This is a genomic window from Gulosibacter molinativorax (assembly GCF_003010915.2).
GTDB lineage: Bacteria > Actinomycetota > Actinomycetes > Actinomycetales > Microbacteriaceae > Gulosibacter > Gulosibacter molinativorax.
This window is the reverse complement of the sequence record NZ_CP028426.1, coordinates 1,889,007-1,908,892: the sequence shown is the minus strand read 5'-3', so window position 1 is coordinate 1,908,892 and position 19,886 is coordinate 1,889,007. Positions and strand designations below refer to the sequence as shown.

Sequence of the window (19,886 nt, the reverse complement as noted above, 5' to 3'; positions counted from 1 at the left end):
GTATTGCCATGACTGAAACCACTGCAACCCCAGTCGCTGGGGAATCACCGCGACAGGAGCGCACACGTCGCAGGCGCGCGTTTGCTGGCGCAATCTCAGGCCACGCCATTGAGTGGTACGACTACGGCGTCTATGGGTTCTTGGCTGTGTTTGTTGGCCAGCTCTTCTTCACGGCCGACGAACCCATCGTCGCGCTCATGAGCAGCTTCGCCGTGTTTGCGCTGAGCTTCTTTATGCGGCCCATCGGTGGACTCGTGTTCGGCCCGATGGCTGACCGACTTGGCCGAAAAGGCACGCTCGTCTCCGTCATGATCATGATGTCCGGAGCGACATTCCTTATCGGTCTGCTGCCAACTTACGGTGCCGTCGGAGTCCTCGCGCCCATCCTCCTCGTGCTGCTCAGGTGCATCCAGGGCCTCTCCGCGGGAGGGGAGATCGGTACCGTGACAGCCTTCATCGCTGAATATGCGGGACCAGGCCGACGCGGCTACTCCACCGCATGGCTGATGTTCACCGCAGTCATGGGTCTCGTGCTCGGCAGCCTGATCGCCAACGGACTGATCGTTGCCCTCGGCGAGGAGACCATGCTCGCTTGGGGCTGGCGCATCCCGTTCCTCATCGCGGGCCCGCTCGGTGCGGTGGCGCTGTTCATTCGGCTTAAGCTTGAGGACACTCCCGAATTCGAGGCCATCTCGGAACGCGGCGAGAAGGTCAAATCGCCGCTTCGTGAGTCGGGTTCGTGGTTGCGTGCTATCGCGCTCGTCTTCGGCATCATTACACTGCACTCGTCGATCTTCTATCTGGTGCTTACCTTTGCGTCCACCTTCATGAGCGCGCACCTTGGCTTCGACGCGACCGTGAAGTTCTGGTACGTCCTGGCCGCCGGAATCGTGTCCGCCGTCGTCATGCCGCTCGGCGGAGCATTCACCGACCGCTTCGGTCGCAAGCCGTTCCTCCTTGTTATTGGTGTCCTGGCGACGGTATCAATGCTGTGGTTCTTCCTGGCGGCACCCGGGGCGACGCCACTGACGTTTATCTGGCCGCTCATGGCCTGCGCGCTCACGTTCGGTCTCTACGCCTCTTCGACGTACGCACTCATGACCGAGTTGCTCCCGACCCACATCCGGTCGACTGGAATCGCGTTGGGCTACAACTTGCCGGTCGCGATCTTTGGTGGAAGTGCACCCCTCATCGCAACGTGGCTGATCTCGATCAATGGCGACATCACCGCTCCCTGGTACTTCTTCGTCGGGACGGGCATCGTGTCACTGATCTCGCTCCTCATCCTGAAGAAGTCTGACTTCGCTCGCGTCGTTGCGGTCTCCCCGGGGCACATGCCGCCGGACCTTCGCTCGGAGTACGAGCAGGAGCAGAGCATTGATCAGAGCGTCGAGCAGGTCGTGGCCGCGCAAGAGAACAACGAGTCGAAGGTATCGATGCAACGATGAACGGTCGTGACGGGGACAGCGTGCTCATCACAGGGTGGGGGCATACGAAGTTCGGGCGAAGCCCGCTTGGTCTCGAAGGGCTCATCACTGAAGCGGTGCAGGATGCGCTGGCGACGGCAGGCGTCGAAGCTTCCGATATCGATGAGATCTGGTTTGGGAATTTCAACGCCGGCCTGCAGGAGTTCTCTGCGCCGGCATCCCTCGCACTGGGCGCTGATAACGATTTCTGGGGCGTCCCCGTCACGCACGTTGAGAATGCGTGCGCATCCGGATCCAGTGCGTTTCATGCGGGCTTGCGAGCCGTGAAATCAGGAATGGCACGCCAAGTCCTGGTGATCGGTGCCGAGAAAATGACCTCGGCGAGTGTTGAAACGGTGGGACGCGCTCTGATGAGCGCAGACTTCGACAGGGCGGGCGAAGACTCGGTGACCGGCTTCGCCGAGCTCTTCGCCCAAGTTGCGGAGCGATACCGAGAACGGAAAGGCTCGCCTGATGACGCTATGGCTGCAATCTCCCACAAGAATCACTCCAACGGATTGCTAAACCCGCTAGCCCATCTGCAGAAGGAGCTCTCGTTGGAGTTCTGCCAGGCGGTCTCAGAGAAAAACCCGATCGTTGCAGGATCCTTGCGAAGAACGGATTGCTCGCCGGTGTCTGACGGTGCCGCCGCAGTCGTGCTCTCGCGTACCAGTGACAGGTCGGGGAGCGCATCCACCGATGGCGTGGCCGTCATCGGATCGGGCCAGGCAAACGATTATGTTCGTGCCGAGCAGCGCGATCCGCTGGCGCTTGCCGGCTCGAGACTGGCGTGGGATCGGGCTTTGGAAAGCGCGGGCGTGGGCGTGCGCGATCTGTCGTTCGTCGAGCTCCATGACTGCTTCACGATCGCCGAACTCGTGCTCTACGAGGCACTAGGCCTGGCCGCAGAGGGTCACGCGACCTCCACTCTGGAGGCAGGAAGGTTTCATCGCGATGGTGAGTTACCAGTCAACGTCTCGGGTGGTCTGAAAGCCAAAGGCCACCCTGTGGGCGCCACAGGTGTGTCGCAACACGTGATGGCCGCGATGCAGCTCACCGGTACAGCTGGCGCTGCGCAGCTTCCGAACGCCAATATTGCAGCACTCCACAATATGGGCGGAATGGGGCTGGCGAATAACGTCTCCGTCCTCGCGGCACGATGATGCTGCGATTGGGCCGCCGGATTCAATTGAGCAGGCCCGACCGCTGAAGCGAACATGAGATTCTCCCACATTGAGTGCAGCCTCATGGAGCTCTGCCGGATACGCGGCTGTGGTCGAGCAGGGCATCCTGTTGTCGTGGCGCAGGCGGCGACTTAGTTCTCGACTAGCAGCATCGCAATCGCCTCGCTGCGCGAAGCCGCGCCGAGCGTGCTCAGAATTCTCGAAACATGGAACTTCACGGTGTTCTCGCTAATGCCCAATGCCTCGGCTATCGCCCGGTTGCGATAGCCGGCTAACAAAAAGTCGACGACCTGGACCTCGCGCGGGCGAAGCTCCGCGACAGCCGCGTTAGCGCGGTTTGTGCGGGGTGGGTCGAGAGGGAAGACCACCGAAATATCGGTGGCCCACCCAGGGGTGGTGTCGACCGACATCCGTGCCCCGAGAGCCTGAACGCGCCGCTCAAGCGTCGCGTCGAGTGGCGCAGCATCTTCCTTGCGGCCTGGCCCATCGGTTCGAACGTAGGCAAGCAAGTTCGTGCCGTCACAGTCCCATTGCACGAGCACTCGGCGGATCTCGGGTGTCACGATCAGACTGAGCACGCAGCGGAGCACCACTGCACGCGCTCCGCGTGCCACTTCGTCGGGGAGAGGTCGCCCGTCTGCGGGCGGGTCAACGAATTGCACTTGGATTTCCCGTTGCTCCAAGATGGTGCTCAGATCGGATTTAAGCCGCGCAAAGGCAGTCGCGACGGGCACTTCAGTGAGCTCGCGAGCGGCGTTCGTAATGCGATTGAGGTTCGCGATTGCGGCGGAAGCGCGAGCAATGGCAATTTCCCGGGCTTCCGCATCCGAAAGCCGCCTTGAGCGAAGCGTGACGAGGAGCCGTTCGAGCAATGTCCGGAACTCGTCTTCGAGCTCACTGACGGCCGTGAGTCTGGCTCCGGAGGCCGCACGTGCTTGCCAAAGATAATCGGGCGTCGCGGAGTCGGCGCGCTCCTGAACCAGAGTCGACACAATCGTCCAGAGATCGAGGACGGCGCCGTCGCTCGGACACGCGCCTGGTCTAGCGAGAATGAGCAAAGCCCCATTTCGTGCGATCGCTTGGAGGGTGGGCCACATCGTGCCGCCTACTCGAATTGGCGCACGTTGAACCGTTTCCACCCCGGTTGCGGCTCGCCGAAGCGCATCCAAGTCAAGACCCTGGAGGTCTCGAGTGAACTGGGGATCGCCGAATCCCTGCACCCTGCCACCACTCGCATCTGCCGTGAGCATGACGAGTGCGGTGTGCGAAACCATGGGTGTGAGCACACCAGAAAGGCTCGCGGGGACGGAAGCGAGTGGCTCGGAAAGCGTGTCAGCAAGGCGTCGGAATAATCCAATCGGGGGAACACCATTGTTCATGCAAGAGACAGTACCTACCCAAACGGGTAGTTTTCGCAATGCCCTCGTGTGATTGATTCTATGCGTTTTCAAGGGGATGCTCAGGGCATGGCAACCCGCCATATTCGCTGAAAGGACAACGATGTCTGGAAATAGAGCAGTGGCATACAAGGGTCCCGGAGTCGTCGAAGTTATCGACACCGATTACCCAGAATTCGAACTCAAAGACGGGCCGGGCGTTAACCCCGCGAATGTCGGTCGAAAAGTCCCACACGGGGTGATTCTTCGCACCGTCGCAACGAATATTTGTGGTTCCGACCAGCACATGGTTCGTGGCCGCACCACCGCCCCGAGGGGCTCGTACTCGGCCACGAGATCACGGGTGAAGTCGTCGAAGTGGGCCGTGACGTTGAGTTCATCAAGGTCGGTGACATTGTCTCGGTGCCGTTCAACATTGCGTGTGGACGGTGTCGGAACTGTAAGGAACGCAAGACTGGTATCTGTCTCAATGTGAACCCGGATCGGCCCGGTAGCGCCTACGGGTACGTCGACATGGGCGGTTGGGTCGGTGGCCAGGCAGAATACGTGCTTGTGCCATACGCCGACTGGAACTTATTGAAGTTCCCTGATCGGGACCAGGCCCTTGAGAAGATCCTCGACCTCACCATGCTGTCCGACATCTTCCCGACCGGATTCCACGGCGCATACACCGCCGGTGTCGGTCCGGGGTCGACCGTGTACATCGCGGGCGCAGGGCCAGTGGGACTGGCGGCAGCAGTGGGCGCGCAGCTGCTTGGGGCGGCCGTCGTCATCGTCGGTGATTTACAGGAGGATCGCCTCGCGCAAGCGCGCTCCTTCGGCTGCGAGACCGTTGATGTGTCGAAGGGAGACCCACGCGATCAGATCGAACAGATCCTCGGCGTCCCTGAGGTTGAATGTGGCGTGGATGCGGTGGGCTTCGAGGCCCGTGGGCACGGTTCCGACTCGAGCCATGAGGCACCCGCGACGGTACTGAACTCACTCATGAACCTCACCGAAGCGGGCGGCGCCCTTGGCATTCCCGGACTTTATGTGACGGGCGATCCGGGTGGCGTCGACGACGCTGCGAAGGAGGGCTCGCTGTCGATTCGCCTCGGACTCGGTTGGGCGAAGTCGCTGTCGTTCACGACTGGTCAGTGCCCCGTCATGAAGTACCATCGCGGGCTGATGCAGGCGATTTTGCATGACAAGGTGCAGATTGCGAAGGCAGTGAATGCCACAGCCATCTCGCTCGACGAAGCACCCCAGGGTTACGCAGACTTCGACAAGGGCGCTGCGAAGAAGTTCGTGCTGAACCCGAACGGCTACATCAAGGCCTAGCCAGCCGCCGCAACCAATAGGTGTGTTCGTCTCGGCGAGGCGAACACACCACTTGGAGTCGCGCCCGACCATTCAGCTCGGGCGCGACTCGTCCATTTAGTACAAAAAGGAGTCTCATGGACGAGTACGCATTTTGGCGGCGCCTAGTGGCCGAATTGGTCGGAACAGCGTTGCTGGTTTACATCGGTGTCGGGTCGATCCCGGCGCTCATCCTGGCGCAGGGCGACGAAGCGTTTAACGCGGCAACCCTTGGATTTATCGCGCTTGCATTCGGCGCGATCGTGATGATCGTCGTCTACATTTTCGGATTCGTGTCGGGAAGTCACATTAATCCGGCGGTGACGGTCGGCCTCGCGGCCGGGGGAAAGTTTCCTTGGAAGCAAGTGCCGGGGTACATCGTGGCCCAAGTCATCGGCGCGGTCATTGGCGCGTTTGCCATCATTGCCTCACTCGGCATGTTTGCGAGTGAGGCGGGGCTTGGCATTGCGTCGTCGGGCGGCATCCCAATGTGGCAATCGTTTGCTGCGGAGTTCATCGGGACGTTCATTCTCGTGCTGGTCGTATTCGGGGCGATTCACCGGAAGGCGCCCCCGAGCATGGCTGGAGTCTCGATCGGCTTTGCCGTGTTCGCGATCATCATCGTGATCGGTTCAACCACTGGAGGATCCATCAACCCGGCGCGTAACACCGGGCCGATGATCGTTCAGGCACTGCTTGGTGGCGAGGTGAACTGGGCGGAATGGCCCGTCTATGTGGTCGCCGAGCTCCTCGCAGGGATAGTGGCCGCGCTGGTATTCGGTGCTATGACACGAACGCGAGCTGACGTGGACACGAACTGAGGTGGACCCGAGCTGGCTCGGACGCTAACGGGAAATTATGTGATCTCGTCGCGTCGTGGACGGCACCGCGAACCGGTGCCGGTACGACGTCGGCGTCGTCGAGTACCGCGCGAGAAAGTTCTGGCGGAAGGTCACCGGGGAGTTGAAGCCGCAGGTTTCCGCAATGCGCGCGATGCTCCACGTCGTGCCCTCGAGGAGTCGGCGGGCCTCGGCGAGCCGCTTCGCCTGCAGCCACTTCGCCGGGCTCGAGCCGGTGAGCTCGCGAAAGCGACGCGAGAAGTTTCGCGGGCTCATGGATGCGCGGCCCGCGAGATCCTCGACCGACAGCGGCTTGTCGAGGTTCGCGAGTGCCCACTCGATCGTCTGCCCCAGGGGACTATCCGGCGCATCCGGCACGGGGCGATCGATGAACTGGGCCTGATCGTCGTCGCGGTGGGGCGCGATGACGATGTGCCGCGCGATCTGCGTCGCGGCCTCGGTGCCGAGCCGCTCGCGCACGATGTGGAGGCACGCATCCAGCGCTGAGGCCGTGCCTGCGGAGGTGATCACGTCGCCGTGGTCGATGTAGAGCGCATCGTCGCGCATCTAAACAGCGTGGCCCGTTGCCAGTCAGACGGCAGCGTTGGGAGCCACTCCGCGTCCAATTGGGAGCGGAGCTGCCTTGCTACGACCTTTTGCATGCGACTCCTTCGACGCGAGCCATTGTCCACGATATGGGTGAGCGACTCCGAAGCATCCCAGCGATGCCATCATGCTCGAATCACGCGCGTGGCTGCCCCTTATACGTTCCATAACGTCGCAATCGGCAAAGCCCAAAGCCGATCTCCAAACGACAATGCCCGTTCACCGGTATGAACCACCACCCCTGCAATGAATCGATCCGATAATCTTTCCCGGAGATAATGGAGGCCCTTGAAGTCGTCTTGTCTCGGATTTGAAGTCGATTTGACCTCGATACCGACAACGTCCCGGCGACGATCCTCCAGAATGATGTCAACTTCCCGATTGTGGTGATCGCGATAGTGATACATGCGGGTTGGTTTCGCGCTCCACGCGCGCTGACGCTCAAGCTCCGCGACCACGAAACCCTCGACAAGTCCTCCCGCAATGGTGGCGGAGACGGGCTTCTCGAGCCCTTCGGCGTCTACGTCGGCCAGGAATGCAGCAAGACCGGTGTCCGCAATCATGACTTTCGGTGTGGCGACGGCGCGATAAGCGACATTGTTAGACCAACCTGCGATCGATCTAACGAGGAATACACTCCGGAGTGCGTCAAGATAGGCAGGGATGGATCGAGCTGGCACATCTATTTCTCGACCGATTCGTGACGCGACGAACTCGCCTGAGTTCCGGGCAGCAACGACGCTGAGTAGCTGACGAAGTCGATCGGGATACTGGATCCCGGTGATGTCGGTTGAATCTTTTGCAAGTAGTCGTTCAACGTAGTTGGCTAGCCAACGCTCGCGCGCGCGACCGCTGCGTGCTCGAGCCTCCGGAAACCCCGGAGTGGTGATGATCTCGAGGTATTTTCGGCGGGAGAATCCTTCGTAGTCTGATGTTTCGCGTCCGTCAGGAAGCGACCACACGAAGGAAGCGAAGTCGGCAGAGCGCCCTGCAACTTCATCCTGGCTGAAGCCCTCAAGCCGAATTGTCTCGGCTCGACCAGCGAGCGAATCTTGCGACCCACGAAGAGACAGAAGATCGGCCGAACCCGTCACGAGAAAACGTCCCGGGCGGCGATCTCGATCGACGGATGCCTTGAGCGAAGTGAGCAATTGCGGGACACGTTGTATCTCGTCTATCGCAAGGAGGCCCTGCGGGAACTGGTTGGCAAACTCGTCTGGATCGGCTTCCGCCGCGGCGCGCACTGAAAGGTCATCGAGGTTGAAGACCCGAGCATCGAACTTGCTGAGCAGCTCTCGCATGAGCGTGCTCTTACCGACCTGTCGAGCTCCACTGATCACCGTGATTGGCGTGTCCGAGAGTGTTTCTAACGCGAGTGGTGTCACGTTGCGCGGAAGAATGTTGTTGCTCATAAGTCAGATCTTACGGCAGCGTTGCCGATTTCCCCGGCCGTCATTGCCGATTTGCCCGGCTAATTCTGCCGATTTGCCCGGGTGATGCTGCCGATTTACCCAGGAGTCGCTGCGGATTTCCCCGGGCATTGTTGCCGATTTCCCCAAGAGTGCTGCGCGTTGAGGCCCGGCGTCGCCAGAGCAGGTAACTGCCGAGGGCGGTAAGGGACTGGTCCATTCATCGGGAATAGCAGCATTACTCGTCTCATCGGGTTGCAAGCGAGGCTGACACCGCGAACCGGTGCCGGTACGACGTCGGCGTCGTCGAGTACCGCGCGAGAAAGTTCTGGCGGAAGGTCACCGGGGAGTTGAAGCCGCAGGTTTCCGCGACGCGCGCGATGCTCCACGTCGTGCCCTCGAGGAGTCGGCGGGCCTCGGCGAGCCGCTTCGCCTGCAGCCACTTCGCCGGGCTCGAGCCGGTGAGCTCGCGAAAGCGACGCGAGAAGTTTCGCGGGCTCATGGATGCGCGGCCCGCGAGATCCTCGACCGACAGCGGCTTGTCGAGGTTCGCGAGTGCCCACTCGATCGTCTGCCCCAGGGGACTATCCGGCGCATCCGGCACGGGGCGATCGATGAACTGGGCCTGATCGCCGTCGCGGTGGGGCGCGATGACGATGTGCCGCGCGATCTGCGTCGCGGCCTCGGTGCCGAGCCGCTCGCGCACGATGTGAAGGCACGCATCCAGCGCTGAGGCCGTGCCTGCGGAGGTGATCACGTCGCCGTGGTCGATGTAGAGCGCATCGTCGCGCATCTCGACGGATGCATATCGCGTCGCGAGTGAATCCGTCGCGGCCCAGTGCGTTGCCGCGCTGCGACCGTCGAGAATGCCGCTCGCGACTACCGGGAGCGCGCCCAGGCAGAAACCGGCGATCGGCACGCCACGCGCGTGGGCGTTCCGGATGAGCCCGAGGATGCTCGAGTCTGGCTCGGGGAGGTCGGCTGGCCAGGAAGGGAAGACAAGCATGTCGGCGTCGGCCGCGGCCTCGATCCCGGCCAGATCGTCGATCTTGAGTCCCTCGGAAGTGCTCACGGTCGAGCCTGTCGCGGTCCAGACGGTGGTGTCCCAGTCAGCCGCGAGTCCTCGCTTGCTCACCTCGCCGAACGTCAGCAGTGGAGCCGAGAGATGAAACGTCGTGATCCCATCGAACGCATAGATCACGATCCGCATCTTGTCCCAATCTCATCGATACTGTGCCTTTCTGCCACTCACATTACGCTGCCCCGCACGGCCAAACTAGGGGCATCGTTGCGAGGACGCGACGAAATCCGACACAGCAATGAGGAGTATCAATGACTCAGCCACGACGCGCCGTCATCGTGATCGACGTGCAGAACGAGTACGCGAACGGGCCGCTCGAGATTCAGTACCCGCCGCGGGAGGCGGCCGTCGCGAATGCCGTGCGCGCAATCGACGCCGCGATTGCCGCGGAGATTCCCGTCATCACGGTGCAGCACGAGTACCCCGAGGGTGCGCCCGTGTTTGCCGCGGGCTCAGAGGGCGTCCAACTGCAGCCGGAGATCGCCGAGCGTTCGGGCGATGCCGCATTCCACTCGGTGAAGGCGCTCGCCAGCGTCTTCAACGACGACGCCCTGGTGGCGTGGCTACGCGACCACGAGATCGACACGGTCACGCTCGTCGGATTCATGACGAACAACTGCGTGCTCGCATCGGCCGCGGGCGCCGAACCGCTCGGCTTGAACGTCGAGGTGCTGTCGGATGCGACCGGCGCGATCAATATCGCGAATGAGGCGGGCAGTGCATCCGCCCAGCAGGTGCACGAAACCCTCATGGCGCTCCTGCACTCGAACTGGGCCGCAGTGGCGACGACGGATGCGTGGGCATCGGCCGTCGTGGACGGCGCCGCACTCGAGAAGAGCAACCTCGTCGTTTCGGCGCTGCAGGGACACGAGGCAGTGAGCGCTTCGGCGTAGATTTTCGTCGTATCCGGTCTTGCGGTCATTCGTGGACCGCAGCCACTCGCACGGATGGGTCCGACACGTTCGACGTGTCGGGCCTATCTGCGTGTAGGTCACGCTGCCGCGACGACGCCGCCCCGAGAATTAACCGGTGCATCCGGCTCGAGCGCTCGCGCCTGCGCGTACCCCCAGGTCGCGAGCCCAAGCAGCGGTCCCCAGAGCCAGAACGGCAGAGCGATCACGAGGATCCATTGCGAAACCGGGGCCACGCCGATTCCGGCAAACAGTGTGATCAGCGTCTCGATGCCGCCCGCCGTGAACAGCGCGGCCACGATGGATGCGGGGACCACGGCGAGTGCGACGGGCACGGGCTTGCTGCCGATGCGGGGGACCCACTTAGGGAAGCGCGAACCCCACGTCATGATGAGGCCGAGGGTGAGCACAGCGCCGACAAGCATCGCGCCGCCGAGCAACAGGCCGGTTGCGAGCACCTCGGGGCCGACTTTCTCGATCTGATCGCCACCGAAGAGCGGCCACGGGGTGAGCCACGTCGCGCGTGCGATCACGTAAGGGAGCGCGCATGCGGCGGCCGCGATCGTGAGCGCGCGTCGGCGGCGGAGCGCGAACGCCCCGAGCCGGCCGGGTTCGCGCGCGACGACGCCCATCCCGCTGAGGAGCCAGACGCCCGCGGCACCGATGAAAAGCACCGTGGCCGAAGTGCGGAAATGGTCAGTCGCGAAGTTCGCGCCGAGGCGCTCATAAAACTCCGCGAACGGGATCGGGCTGAGCAGCGCGATGACGATGAGGGCCGCGAAAGCCACGACCACGAGGACCCGTGTTTGCGGCCGCTTGGCGACCATGAGCCCGACAACGAGCGCGAGAATCGGCAGCGCTGCTGCCATGAGGTAGCCGGCCACCGCGATTCCGGAAAAGCCGACAAAGCCGATTGCGAGGAGAGCGCCGCATACGAGGCTCACGATCGCGAGGGGCTGTGCCGCCGCGGGGCGGCCGGTCAGGATGCCGAAGCCCGCGCTGGCCGCGGCGGCGCCAATGAGCGCCTGAACGAGGGCGACGACCTGCGCCGCGGCGGCACCGTCGCCGAAGAGTTGCTGCAGCGGCAGCGGGAATTGCACGTACGGCCCGGTCTCGGGCCAGACGAGCCACACGAGTGCGCTCGCGAGCACGGCGAGGGCGAGCGCGGTGCCCGCCCGTGCGAGCGCGCGCATCCGGTGGATGGAGGCAAAATTGCTGAGTTGAGTGCGTTGCGTATTCATGCCTCAACGGTCCCGCGTTGGCGCTCGCGATGCCTCACCCGCGTGGGCGGGAGCGGGCCACCCGGGCGGGTGAAGTTGTCGGTGTTGGTCGGTCGTTTCGATACGAATCGCTTCGCGATTCACCCAACGACCGTGTGCGCTAGGCGCCCGGCGGCGCATCGCCGGCCTCGCCCGGCCGGATCAGTCCGTTCTCGTAGGCCCAGATCACGACCTGGATGCGGTCGGGCAGCTGCAGCCCCGCGAGCACCGACCGCACGTGCGACTTCACGGTGTTCTCGGTGAGGTACAGCCGCGCCCCGATCTCGGCGTTGGATGCGCCCCGCGCGAGCAGCCGGAACACGTCGCGCTCGCGCGGGGTCAGGGCCTCGAGCGGATCGCCCTGCGGAAACACCTGGTGGCGGACGTGCCGCAGCAGGGATGCGGTCGCGCGCGGCGACACCGCCGCGTCGCCATCGGCGACCTTGCAGATGGCGTCGATCAGCTCGGCGGGGCGCATGTCCTTCGTGAGGAAACCGCTGGCACCCGCACGCACCGCCGCAAACACGTTCTCGTCGAGGTCGAAAGTCGTCAGGATGAGCACCCGGGTTTCGGGCCGCAGCCGCAGCACCTCGGCGGTCGCCGCGATGCCATCCATACCGGGCATCCGGATATCCATGAGCACGACGTCGACCCGGTGCGAGCGGACGAACTCGACCGCAGCGTCACCGTCGCCGACCTCACCCGCGACGCGGATGCGCGCATCCGCCCCGATGACCGTCGCGAGCGACGCGCGCAACAGGTCTTGGTCGTCGGCGAGGAGCACCGCGATGGGCTCGTTCACGACGCCACCTCCCGATCCGCGTCGGTCAGTACCGGGAGCTCGGCCCGCAGCCGCCAGCCCCGGCCTTGGCGCTCATCCCACCGGCCGCCCGCGCGCTCGACTCGTTCGGCAACGCCAATCAACCCGGTACCCGGCGCCGAGCCAGAGCGGGGACGAACACCCTGGCCGCCGTCGTCCTCCACCGTGATCAGCACGGATTCTGTGTTCCACTGAATCGACACCTCGATCTCGACGGGCGGCAGCACGTGCCGAATCGCATTGGTAATACACTCCTGCACCATCCGATAGGCGGCGAGCGTCGCATCCGGCGCGAGCGGCTTCGGCGTGCCGGTCTCGGTTAGCTGGATGTGATGGTCGTCGGTGTGGGCCCGCTCGGCGAGCGTCGCGATCGCATCGATATCGGGCGCGGGTTCGAGCGGCTCGTTCGCGGCATCGTCGAGCACGCTGAGCATCCGCCGCAGCCCGCCCATCGCGGTGCGGCCCGTTTCAGCGACCTGCTCGAGCGCGCGATCGGCATCCGGGTCATCCACAGTGACGCGCGCCGCCTCGGCCTGCGCGATCATCACCGTCAGGGAATGCGAGACGATGTCGTGCAAATCGCGACCAATTCGGGTCCGTTCCTCCGACACTGCTTGGCGGGTGCGCGCATCCAGCCGCTGCTGTTCGGCGAGGCGTCGCTGGCGCGAGAGCGCACCGAGCGACCACGCGGCGAGAATCGCGGCGATGAGGGTGCCGGCCTCGGCGAGGAGCAGGAGTGGTTCGGATGCGCTGCTCGCGACCGCATCCGAAGCCGTGATTAGCACCGCCCCGGCGAGGCCCGTGCCGAGCGCGCCGTACGACCACGCCCGATCGTCGCCCGCGGCGAGTCGCCACAGCGGCACGAGAAACGCGAGGGATGCGGGGAACATCGCGGCGCTCGCGATGCCCGGCACCTGGATGAATGCGAGGAGGATCATGAGCGCACAGGCCGCCACGAACGCTGCTTTAGGGAACCACTTGCACAGGACGGCCGTCGCCTGCAGCGCGACGAGCGCGACGCTGATCACCACGATGGTGCCCGGAGCGAGCGGCTCAGTCGTGCCCTGCACGAGCGTGACCGCGCTCACGGGCAGCGTGAGCACCGCGATCACCGCAGCCGCGACGATGACGCCGTTGGTGGCCGTCGCGCCTGGCGACGGCGCGGGGCGCGAGGTTGCTCGAGTTGTCTCTGGCATTACCTCGTCTCAATCACTCGTCGCGCCTCATCCTTTCCCGGTGGGGCGGAAGGAGGCCGTCCCGACCCATCGTGGCACCCTCGACTGATATTTCCGGTACTTCGCGCCGAATTTGCGCGCGAGCGCGGCCTCCTCGGCGGGAATCTGCAGACGATCGATGAGCACCACGAACAGCGCTACCGGGAGCAGCGCCGTCGCGGACCGGCGGTACGTGGCGTAGGCGCCCATTTCCAGTGCGGCCCCGAGGTACATCGGGTTGCGAGTGACGGCATACGGTCCGGTCGTGACGAGGTCGCTCGCGTTCTCCACCTCGACGGGGTTGAACGTGGTGCGGTGGCGGCGGAACTGCGCGAGCGCGGAGAAATCGAGCCACGCGCCAATACCACCGAGCACGACGGCGCCCGCGACGGATGCGCCCGAGGGTTTGCGCTTGCCTGCCAGCAGGTGCTGCGCCACTCCGGCCGCGACCATGAGCACTGGTGGTGGAATTCGAACGCTCATCATTGGCTCCTTTGCCAAAGCGTCGCCAACGACTGAGCCGCAGGCGGACTAATAGCTCAATCTAACGCCCACGGATGCGAACCCGAACTTGTCCGCCTTCGACAACGATGTGAAACGCATTACGTGTTCTTTCTATGATCGATCGCATGCATGCCGACGCATCCTCGAACAATGTCGTTTCGAATACCCAGCGAGTCTCCATTCCCGTGAGCTCCGACGCGATCGCGGGCACCATTACGTTGCCGGAAGGGGAGCCGTCGGGTGTCGTCATCATGCATCCGGCCACCGCGACTCCGGAGCGCTATTACGGTGCGCTCGCCGCCTATATCGCGAGTCGCGGACTCGCGGCCGTGACCTATGACTATCGGGGGACCGGTGCATCCGGCAGCCCGCGAGCGTTTCGCAACGTGAGAATGCGCGACTGGATGGGCATCGACGTGCCGCACGTCGCCGAGTGGACCCGTCGGGAGTTTCGGGGCCTGCCGATCACGGCGATCGGTCACAGCATTGGCGGGCACGCCCTCACGCTCGGGTACGGGGTGCAGCACCTCGAGCGGTTCGCGCTCGTGTCTTCGCACGTTGGTGCGACGCGGAAGATCGAGCCAATCGGCGAGAGGATGCGCGTGGGCGCAATTCTGCACGCCGCCGGTCCGGCGCTGAGTCGGGCGCTCGGGTACATGCCAGGAAAGCGGCTCGGCCTCGGGGAGGATATGCCGCTCGGGGCGCTGCTCGAGTGGAGCAAGTGGGTGCAGCAGCCGAGCTATTTCTTCGACGACCCGACGATGCATGCCCAGGCCCGCGCCGCATCCGTCGACCGAGATGTGCTGGCGATCGGTGCATCCGACGACCTGTGGGCGTCGCCACAGCAGATGGATGCGCTCACGAACCACCTGCTGCGCGCTCGCGTTGAGCGGTGCACCTACACCCCGGCCGAGCTCGGCGCCGCGAAGATCGGGCACCACGGACTCCTGCGGCGCAACGTCGGTGAGCCGGTTTGGCCGGAATTGGTTGATTGGCTCGTGCGGGGGAATTGAAAGCGCGGCTTTGAGGCGGTAATTCTCGGTTTATGAATAACGAGAATAATGCTCAATAAGAATTGCGACGGGATGACCGTCGCATTTCTGATTGAGCTGGGTGGCATTTCGCATTTATCGCTCAGCAAAGGCGCGCAGAATCATCCCGACACTTGTCGCAAATATCTATTCCCCGTTTGATAAAGGAGTTTGCAATGGCAGAAACGATGAAGGCCTGGGTTCTGGATGACGCACACCAGCCGCTTCGCCTCGAGGAACGTCCCGTGCCCACCGCCGGTCCCGGCCAGGTTGTCATCAAGGTCAAGGCGTCGGGTCTTTGCCACAGTGACGTTGGGTACATGGAGGGCGTGATTCCATTCATGACCGACCTGCCCGTCGTGCTGGGCCACGAGGTCGCGGGCGTCGTCACCGAGCTGGGTGAAGGGGTCTCGGGGTATGCGGTTGGCGACGCCGTGGTCGGCGCCGTGAGTGGCGACGACGCACCCGGCGTGACGCGTGACGGCGCATACGCCGAGTACACCATCCTCACTGCCGACAAGCTCGTGAAGCTTCCCGAGGGCATCGACATGGCGCAGGCCGCTGCGGCGACCGATGCTGGCGCGACTTCGCATGCTGGCGTGGTCGTTTACGGCAAGGTCAAGGAAGGCGACAAGGTACTGATCATCGGTCTCGGCGGCCTTGGGATGACGGGCGCACGCATCGCCGTGCTCAAGGGTGCCGAGGTTGTCGGCGTCGAGCCGCGCGAAGACATATGGGACGCTGCGAAGGAGCTCGGCGTCAAAGAGGTGTACAAGGACGCCTCGGAGCTCGAAGGGCAGGACTTCGACGTTGCCGTTGACTTCGCCGGCTTCGGCACCACTACCCAGGCCGCCATCAAGGCCGTGAAGTACAACGGCCGCGTGTCGCTGATTGGTCTCGGACGCACGCAGTTCGAGTTCAACTCGTACGACCTGATCTCGCGCGCCATTACGCTGCAGGGTGCGACGCCGCGCGGGCGGGTCGAAGATCTTCAGGAAGTCATCGACTGGGTTGGCGCTGGTGACCTCAAGATTACGACCACGAACACCACGTTCGACAAGATCCCCGAGGGTCTGCAGCAGCTCGCCGAGGGCAAGGTTCAGGGTCGCCTCGTCGCGATCTTCGAAGACTAAGCTCGCGGAATTTCGCAAGAGAATCGCCGCCTCGGTCAAAAACGCTGAGGCGGCGAAACTCGTTGTGGTCGGTGCTCAGAACGCGCGGTAGTCGACCTTCCCCATGCGCGGACCGCGGCGGGGTCGCCGAGGGCCGGCGGCGAGGATGAGTCGCACCGCTCGGAAACGCTGGCCGCGCCAGGGCTCGAGTGCGGCGACCATTTCGGCATCGGTGTAATCGCGCCCCTCGAGCGCGTGGCCAATGTGCTTGCGCAGGTGATAGTCGCCCACCGACACTGCATCCGCGTCGCCGAGCGCACGCTGCGCAACCTCCGCACTCGACCATGGGCCGACGCCCGGGAGTGTCTCGAGCCGGGCACGTGCATCCGCTGCCGGGAGCCTCGCGAGGCGGTCGATCGATGAGGCGCGCGCCGCCAGCTGCACGACGGTGCGGCTGCGACTCGGGTCGACACCCGCGCGGTGCCACACCCAGCTAGGGATGCGGCGCCACGTTCCGGCGTCAGGCGCCACGCGCATCCTGGCTGCGAGGTGCGGGGGGAGGCCTGGGGCTGGCTCGCCGAAGCGAAGGACGAGGCGCCGATAGGAAGCGGTCGCTTGCTCGACCAACACCTTTTGCTCGAGGATGACCGGGACGAGCTCGGCGAAGACGTCGCCGGTGCGGGGGATGCGCATCCCGTCCCTTCGACGATGCGCATCCTCGATCGCGGGAAGCAGAGGCATGAACGTCGAGCTGTCGTCGGCCGCGCCGCAGATCTCCGGCGCGCGATCGAGGGCAGCCGATGCGCCATCGCCCCAGGCTCGGGCCCGGAGCACGCCATCGGGGAGCTGCGTCAGCCGAAGCGTCGCGAGCTGCCCGTCGAAGCGGCGCGCGAGGAGCGCATCCTGCCCGGGCGTAAGCCACTGGAAGGTCGGGTCGCCGGGGCCGTGCTGCAGCGCGGACAGCGTCGACCCTAGGTTGGTCGGGTGCGGAGGCGTCCAGGTGCGCTCTGTGAAATCGGACATGCGGACATCATCATCCCATCCACCGACATTCCTTGTTCGACGCCGCGTCGATTCAAACAGAAAACTCTGCGGAAAAGTCCGGCGAGTGGGAATAGGTGCCGTCCTATGATCATTGACTAGTCATGGGTCGCGCTCGGCGCGGGCCAGACTTCTTCGTATCTATTTGAAAGTGAGCCGCACATGACCACTATTGGTTACATCATTGGCAGCATCTCCAGCACCTCGATCAACCGTCAGCTCGTAGAAGCAATGGTCAAGCTCGCCCCGGAAGGCGTGGAGTTCAAGGAAATCGAGATCAAGCAGCTCCCGTTCTACTCGCCGGACCTCGAGGCCGAATTCCCGCAGATCGCGAAGGACTTCAAGCAGGAAATCGTTGACGTTGACGGTGTGCTCATCGCCACGCCCGAGTACAGCCGTTCGATCCCGGGTGTCCTCAAGAACGCCTTCGACTGGTCGACCCGCCCCTACGGTGACATGTCGTTCAACGGCAAGCCCGTCGCAATCATCGGCGCCTCGCAGGGCCCGATCTCGACGGCGGCAGCGCAGCAGCACCTGCGCGCGATCATGGGGCACTTCAACGCGATCGTGATGGGCCAGCCCGAGGGCATGATCCAGGTTGCTCCGGGTCTCCTCGAGAACGGCGAGATCACCAACGAAGGCACGGCAGAATTCCTCGGAATGTACCTGCAGTCGTTCGCGTCGCTCATCGAGCGCGTCCAGAAGGCGAACGCCTAAGCGAGGAAGATACGGCGGTCGTAAGCGACCGCAACACTACGGGCCGCGGCACTCTGCCGCGGCCCGTTTGTGCATCCTGGAACGCCAATCACGGCTAGGCTCGCTTCGGCCAAAGAGCTGCCTCGCAACCGGTGCCGTGATCGATGCGATCGTGACGGCCATGAGAATGCCCGCGAGTAAATAGAGGGTCGCAACGAGTGCGATCGGGCTGCTCTCATCGATGAACGGGGATGGCGCTGCCGTCCACAGAATCGCAACAAGCCAGGCACCCATGTTGATCGGAACCCACCGAAACGTCCCGCGTCTTCGCATCACCAGCCATTGCGCGAACGGAATGCTCCCGAGGAGGACGAGCCCGCCGAGCACCACGAGGAGAATCGTCGCCACAGAATCGAACTGGAGCTCGAGGATGCTTGGGAGCATTCCGAGCAGCCAGGCGAAGGATGCGGCGGCCGCGGTACCGCCGATCCACGGCCCCGGTTTGGGTCGGTGTTCGTGCATCGCGAGATACTGACCTGTCGCGAGGGCCGCACCTTCCACCGCCCCTGCGAGCACGATCAGAACTAGGCTCCAGGGCAGTTCGAGGTACAACAGGATCGTCATGATCCCGGTGCCTGCGGCGATGGCGAAGCCGGCCGCTTCGCCGATTGATACCTTCGTGATCCACTGGCGCGTGAAGTTCGAACGCATGCGTTAAGGCTAGCAACGGTGCGGTTGAGCCATCCGCCCATTCCTCATGAAGAGGCGGCCGCAGCGGGGGGATGCCTTCGACGGAACAGCCAATGTCGGAGGCTGCTGGTTGGCTCTGAAACGAGATCTGAACGCGATCGAGAGGATCTGACTTATTTCGTTTCGGCGTTCAACCGTGACGCTGCGAAGGCAAAGGAATAGTGAAGTGAACGAGAACGGCTCTAACAACATGCGACCAGGCTGGTACCCGGATCCATCGGGCAATCTTCGATACTGGGACGGGTCGGCCTGGCTCGATATTCCCGCACCGGCTGAACGTCCTGCTTCGGAGGCAGTGTCCCGTGAGCCGCTCACCTACGGTGTCCAAAATACGTCGAGACCGCAGCTGACTCCAACCGCAGCCAAGCCCCGTCGGCGTCTCAGCGCGACGGCCCGAGGATGGCTCATTACGGGGATAGTGGCGATCGTCGTCATCGTTGGCGGAGTGACGATTGGGGGACTCGTGAACTATGCGAATCAGCAAGCTGCCGAGGCGGAGGAAGCACAGCGGCTTATCGAGGAGCAAGAGGCGGAAGAGCAAGCAGAGGCGGATGCCATTTCCGCTCAGGAAGAAGAGGACCAGCAGGAGCGCGACCTACGTCACGACTACGTCTACTACATCGAATCGTCAGTCCAGACGATGGCCGAAGAACATGTGGCGGAAGGGTTCATCGACGGGCCAATTATCGATGTCTCCTGTACCCCAGTCGGAGGTGGGTCCATTGATGATCTGTCTTCGAACACGACGATCTTTGAGTGCTTTGTTGCAAACGAAGATAATGGCGACGGCACAATGAGTGGGCACTGTTACAACGCCACGGTGAGCTGGAGTAGCGGCGAATTCACCTACGGATTCGGACGCGCCTAATTGGGGAAGTCTCCCGGTAAATCCGAATCCTCGTGACTGCTGCGAGGACTTTACCTTCAAGCATTCTCGACGTATCGCGAGCTTAAACTTGAGGTATGGCCACACATCCAAGCCTCGAACCGTTAGCCGGACTTATCGGCGAATGGCGGGGGACCGGTCAGGGTGATTACCCAACGATTCCTTCCTTCCGCTATTTGGAGGAGCTGTCGTTCCACGACATCGGGACGCCGTTTCTCGTATATACCCAGCGCACGTGGGGCCAGCACGGTCAACCGATGCACACCGAGACGGGTTATGGAGTGCTGTGGAGATTTCGGACAGTGAGCCCCGTAGCATTTCGGGGGAACACTGAAATGAGGA

Annotated in this window: 18 protein-coding genes and 3 pseudogenes; 11 read left to right on the top strand and 10 right to left on the bottom strand. The window is 63.5% G+C overall.

Annotated features, from left to right (window positions below; translation table 11 throughout):
• Window positions 1-8: 8 nt before the first annotated feature.
• Window positions 9-1,448 carry an MFS transporter gene (locus GMOLON4_RS08995; protein WP_084147561.1) on the top strand — a complete coding sequence of 480 codons (1,440 nt, stop codon included), beginning with the start codon at window positions 9-11 and terminating at the stop codon, window positions 1,446-1,448.
• The gene (locus tag GMOLON4_RS08990) at window positions 1,445-2,629 is read left to right on the top strand and encodes a thiolase domain-containing protein (RefSeq protein ID WP_026937231.1); all 1,185 of its coding nucleotides are present in this window, start codon (window positions 1,445-1,447) and stop codon (window positions 2,627-2,629) included. The genes GMOLON4_RS08995 and GMOLON4_RS08990 overlap by 4 nt, the downstream gene beginning before the upstream one ends.
• Window positions 2,630-2,781: 152 nt before the next feature.
• Here the strand turns inward: GMOLON4_RS08990 and GMOLON4_RS08985 are convergent, their stop codons facing one another.
• Window positions 2,782-3,936: a helix-turn-helix transcriptional regulator gene (locus GMOLON4_RS08985; protein ID WP_265576746.1), complete on the bottom strand. Its 1,155-nt coding sequence runs from the start codon at window positions 3,934-3,936 to the stop codon at window positions 2,782-2,784.
• A 214-nt stretch (window positions 3,937-4,150) separates the two neighbouring features.
• Here GMOLON4_RS08985 and fdhA point away from each other — a divergent pair.
• Window positions 4,151-5,367, top strand: a pseudogene (gene fdhA, locus GMOLON4_RS08980) (formaldehyde dehydrogenase, glutathione-independent).
• Window positions 5,368-5,483: 116 nt separating this feature from the next.
• The gene (locus GMOLON4_RS08975) at window positions 5,484-6,206 is read left to right on the top strand and encodes an MIP/aquaporin family protein (RefSeq protein WP_035733033.1); all 723 of its coding nucleotides are present in this window, start codon (window positions 5,484-5,486) and stop codon (window positions 6,204-6,206) included.
• 24 nt (window positions 6,207-6,230) lie between these two features.
• On the opposite strand, the gene GMOLON4_RS08970 is transcribed toward GMOLON4_RS08975, so the two are convergent.
• The 3 genes from GMOLON4_RS08970 to GMOLON4_RS08960 all read right to left on the bottom strand — a co-directional run bounded on the left by GMOLON4_RS08970 (window position 6,231) and on the right by GMOLON4_RS08960 (window position 9,449).
• On the bottom strand, window positions 6,231-6,791 hold the full coding sequence (locus GMOLON4_RS08970; RefSeq protein WP_106486604.1) for a helix-turn-helix domain-containing protein: 561 nt from the start codon (window positions 6,789-6,791) through the stop codon (window positions 6,231-6,233).
• A gap of 194 nt (window positions 6,792-6,985) precedes the next feature.
• A complete protein-coding gene (locus tag GMOLON4_RS08965; protein ID WP_026937866.1) occupies window positions 6,986-8,242 on the bottom strand; it encodes an ATP-binding protein in 1,257 nt (418 codons plus the stop codon).
• 244 nt (window positions 8,243-8,486) lie between these two features.
• Window positions 8,487-9,449 carry a GlxA family transcriptional regulator gene (locus GMOLON4_RS08960; RefSeq protein ID WP_106486603.1) on the bottom strand — a complete coding sequence of 321 codons (963 nt, stop codon included), beginning with the start codon at window positions 9,447-9,449 and terminating at the stop codon, window positions 8,487-8,489.
• A 122-nt stretch (window positions 9,450-9,571) separates the two neighbouring features.
• Between GMOLON4_RS08960 and GMOLON4_RS08955 the strand changes: the two genes are divergently transcribed.
• A complete protein-coding gene (locus tag GMOLON4_RS08955) occupies window positions 9,572-10,213 on the top strand; it encodes an isochorismatase family protein (protein ID WP_026937235.1) in 642 nt (213 codons plus the stop codon).
• Window positions 10,214-10,311: 98 nt separating this feature from the next.
• Here the strand turns inward: GMOLON4_RS08955 and GMOLON4_RS08950 are convergent, their stop codons facing one another.
• The 4 genes from GMOLON4_RS08950 to GMOLON4_RS08935 all read right to left on the bottom strand — a co-directional run bounded on the left by GMOLON4_RS08950 (window position 10,312) and on the right by GMOLON4_RS08935 (window position 14,007).
• Window positions 10,312-11,472 carry a hypothetical protein gene (locus GMOLON4_RS08950; RefSeq protein WP_146137466.1) on the bottom strand — a complete coding sequence of 387 codons (1,161 nt, stop codon included), beginning with the start codon at window positions 11,470-11,472 and terminating at the stop codon, window positions 10,312-10,314.
• A 139-nt stretch (window positions 11,473-11,611) separates the two neighbouring features.
• Window positions 11,612-12,292 carry a response regulator gene (locus tag GMOLON4_RS08945; protein WP_026937237.1) on the bottom strand — a complete coding sequence of 227 codons (681 nt, stop codon included), beginning with the start codon at window positions 12,290-12,292 and terminating at the stop codon, window positions 11,612-11,614.
• Entirely contained in the window at window positions 12,289-13,506 is a 1,218-nt protein-coding gene (locus tag GMOLON4_RS08940; protein WP_051267001.1) for a sensor histidine kinase, read from the bottom strand. Before GMOLON4_RS08940 ends, GMOLON4_RS08945 begins: the two co-directional genes overlap by 4 nt.
• Before the next feature lie 27 nt (window positions 13,507-13,533).
• Window positions 13,534-14,007: a methyltransferase family protein gene (locus tag GMOLON4_RS08935; protein ID WP_211222699.1), complete on the bottom strand. Its 474-nt coding sequence runs from the start codon at window positions 14,005-14,007 to the stop codon at window positions 13,534-13,536.
• A 146-nt stretch (window positions 14,008-14,153) separates the two neighbouring features.
• Here GMOLON4_RS08935 and GMOLON4_RS08930 point away from each other — a divergent pair, with 146 nt between their 5' ends.
• Both GMOLON4_RS08930 and GMOLON4_RS08925 read left to right on the top strand, forming a co-directional pair.
• Window positions 14,154-15,041, top strand: coding sequence for an alpha/beta hydrolase family protein (locus GMOLON4_RS08930; RefSeq protein ID WP_035733065.1), 888 nt, complete (start codon window positions 14,154-14,156; stop codon window positions 15,039-15,041).
• A gap of 194 nt (window positions 15,042-15,235) precedes the next feature.
• The gene (locus GMOLON4_RS08925) at window positions 15,236-16,192 is read left to right on the top strand and encodes a zinc-binding dehydrogenase (RefSeq protein ID WP_051267002.1); all 957 of its coding nucleotides are present in this window, start codon (window positions 15,236-15,238) and stop codon (window positions 16,190-16,192) included.
• A gap of 75 nt (window positions 16,193-16,267) precedes the next feature.
• Here GMOLON4_RS08925 and GMOLON4_RS08920 read toward each other — a convergent pair whose 3' ends face one another.
• Window positions 16,268-17,194 carry a DNA-3-methyladenine glycosylase family protein gene (locus GMOLON4_RS08920; RefSeq protein WP_051267003.1) on the bottom strand — a complete coding sequence of 309 codons (927 nt, stop codon included), beginning with the start codon at window positions 17,192-17,194 and terminating at the stop codon, window positions 16,268-16,270.
• A gap of 180 nt (window positions 17,195-17,374) precedes the next feature.
• On the opposite strand from GMOLON4_RS08920, the gene GMOLON4_RS08915 reads away from it, so the two are divergent.
• Window positions 17,375-17,929 carry an NADPH-dependent FMN reductase gene (locus tag GMOLON4_RS08915; RefSeq protein ID WP_026937241.1) on the top strand — a complete coding sequence of 185 codons (555 nt, stop codon included), beginning with the start codon at window positions 17,375-17,377 and terminating at the stop codon, window positions 17,927-17,929.
• Window positions 17,930-17,965: 36 nt separating this feature from the next.
• Here the strand turns inward: GMOLON4_RS08915 and GMOLON4_RS08910 are convergent, their stop codons facing one another.
• Entirely contained in the window at window positions 17,966-18,619 is a 654-nt protein-coding gene (locus GMOLON4_RS08910) for a hypothetical protein (protein WP_051267004.1), read from the bottom strand.
• Window positions 18,620-18,848: 229 nt separating this feature from the next.
• Between GMOLON4_RS08910 and GMOLON4_RS08905 the strand changes: the two are divergent.
• From GMOLON4_RS08905 to GMOLON4_RS16405, 3 genes and pseudogenes are all read left to right on the top strand, one after another.
• Window positions 18,849-18,902, top strand: a pseudogene (locus GMOLON4_RS08905) (DUF2510 domain-containing protein); the annotation flags it as partial.
• A gap of 174 nt (window positions 18,903-19,076) precedes the next feature.
• Window positions 19,077-19,526, top strand: coding sequence for a hypothetical protein (locus tag GMOLON4_RS08900; protein ID WP_051267005.1), 450 nt, complete (start codon window positions 19,077-19,079; stop codon window positions 19,524-19,526).
• 95 nt (window positions 19,527-19,621) lie between these two features.
• A pseudogene (locus tag GMOLON4_RS16405) lies at window positions 19,622-19,867 on the top strand (FABP family protein); the annotation flags it as partial.
• Window positions 19,868-19,886: the final 19 nt, after the last annotated feature.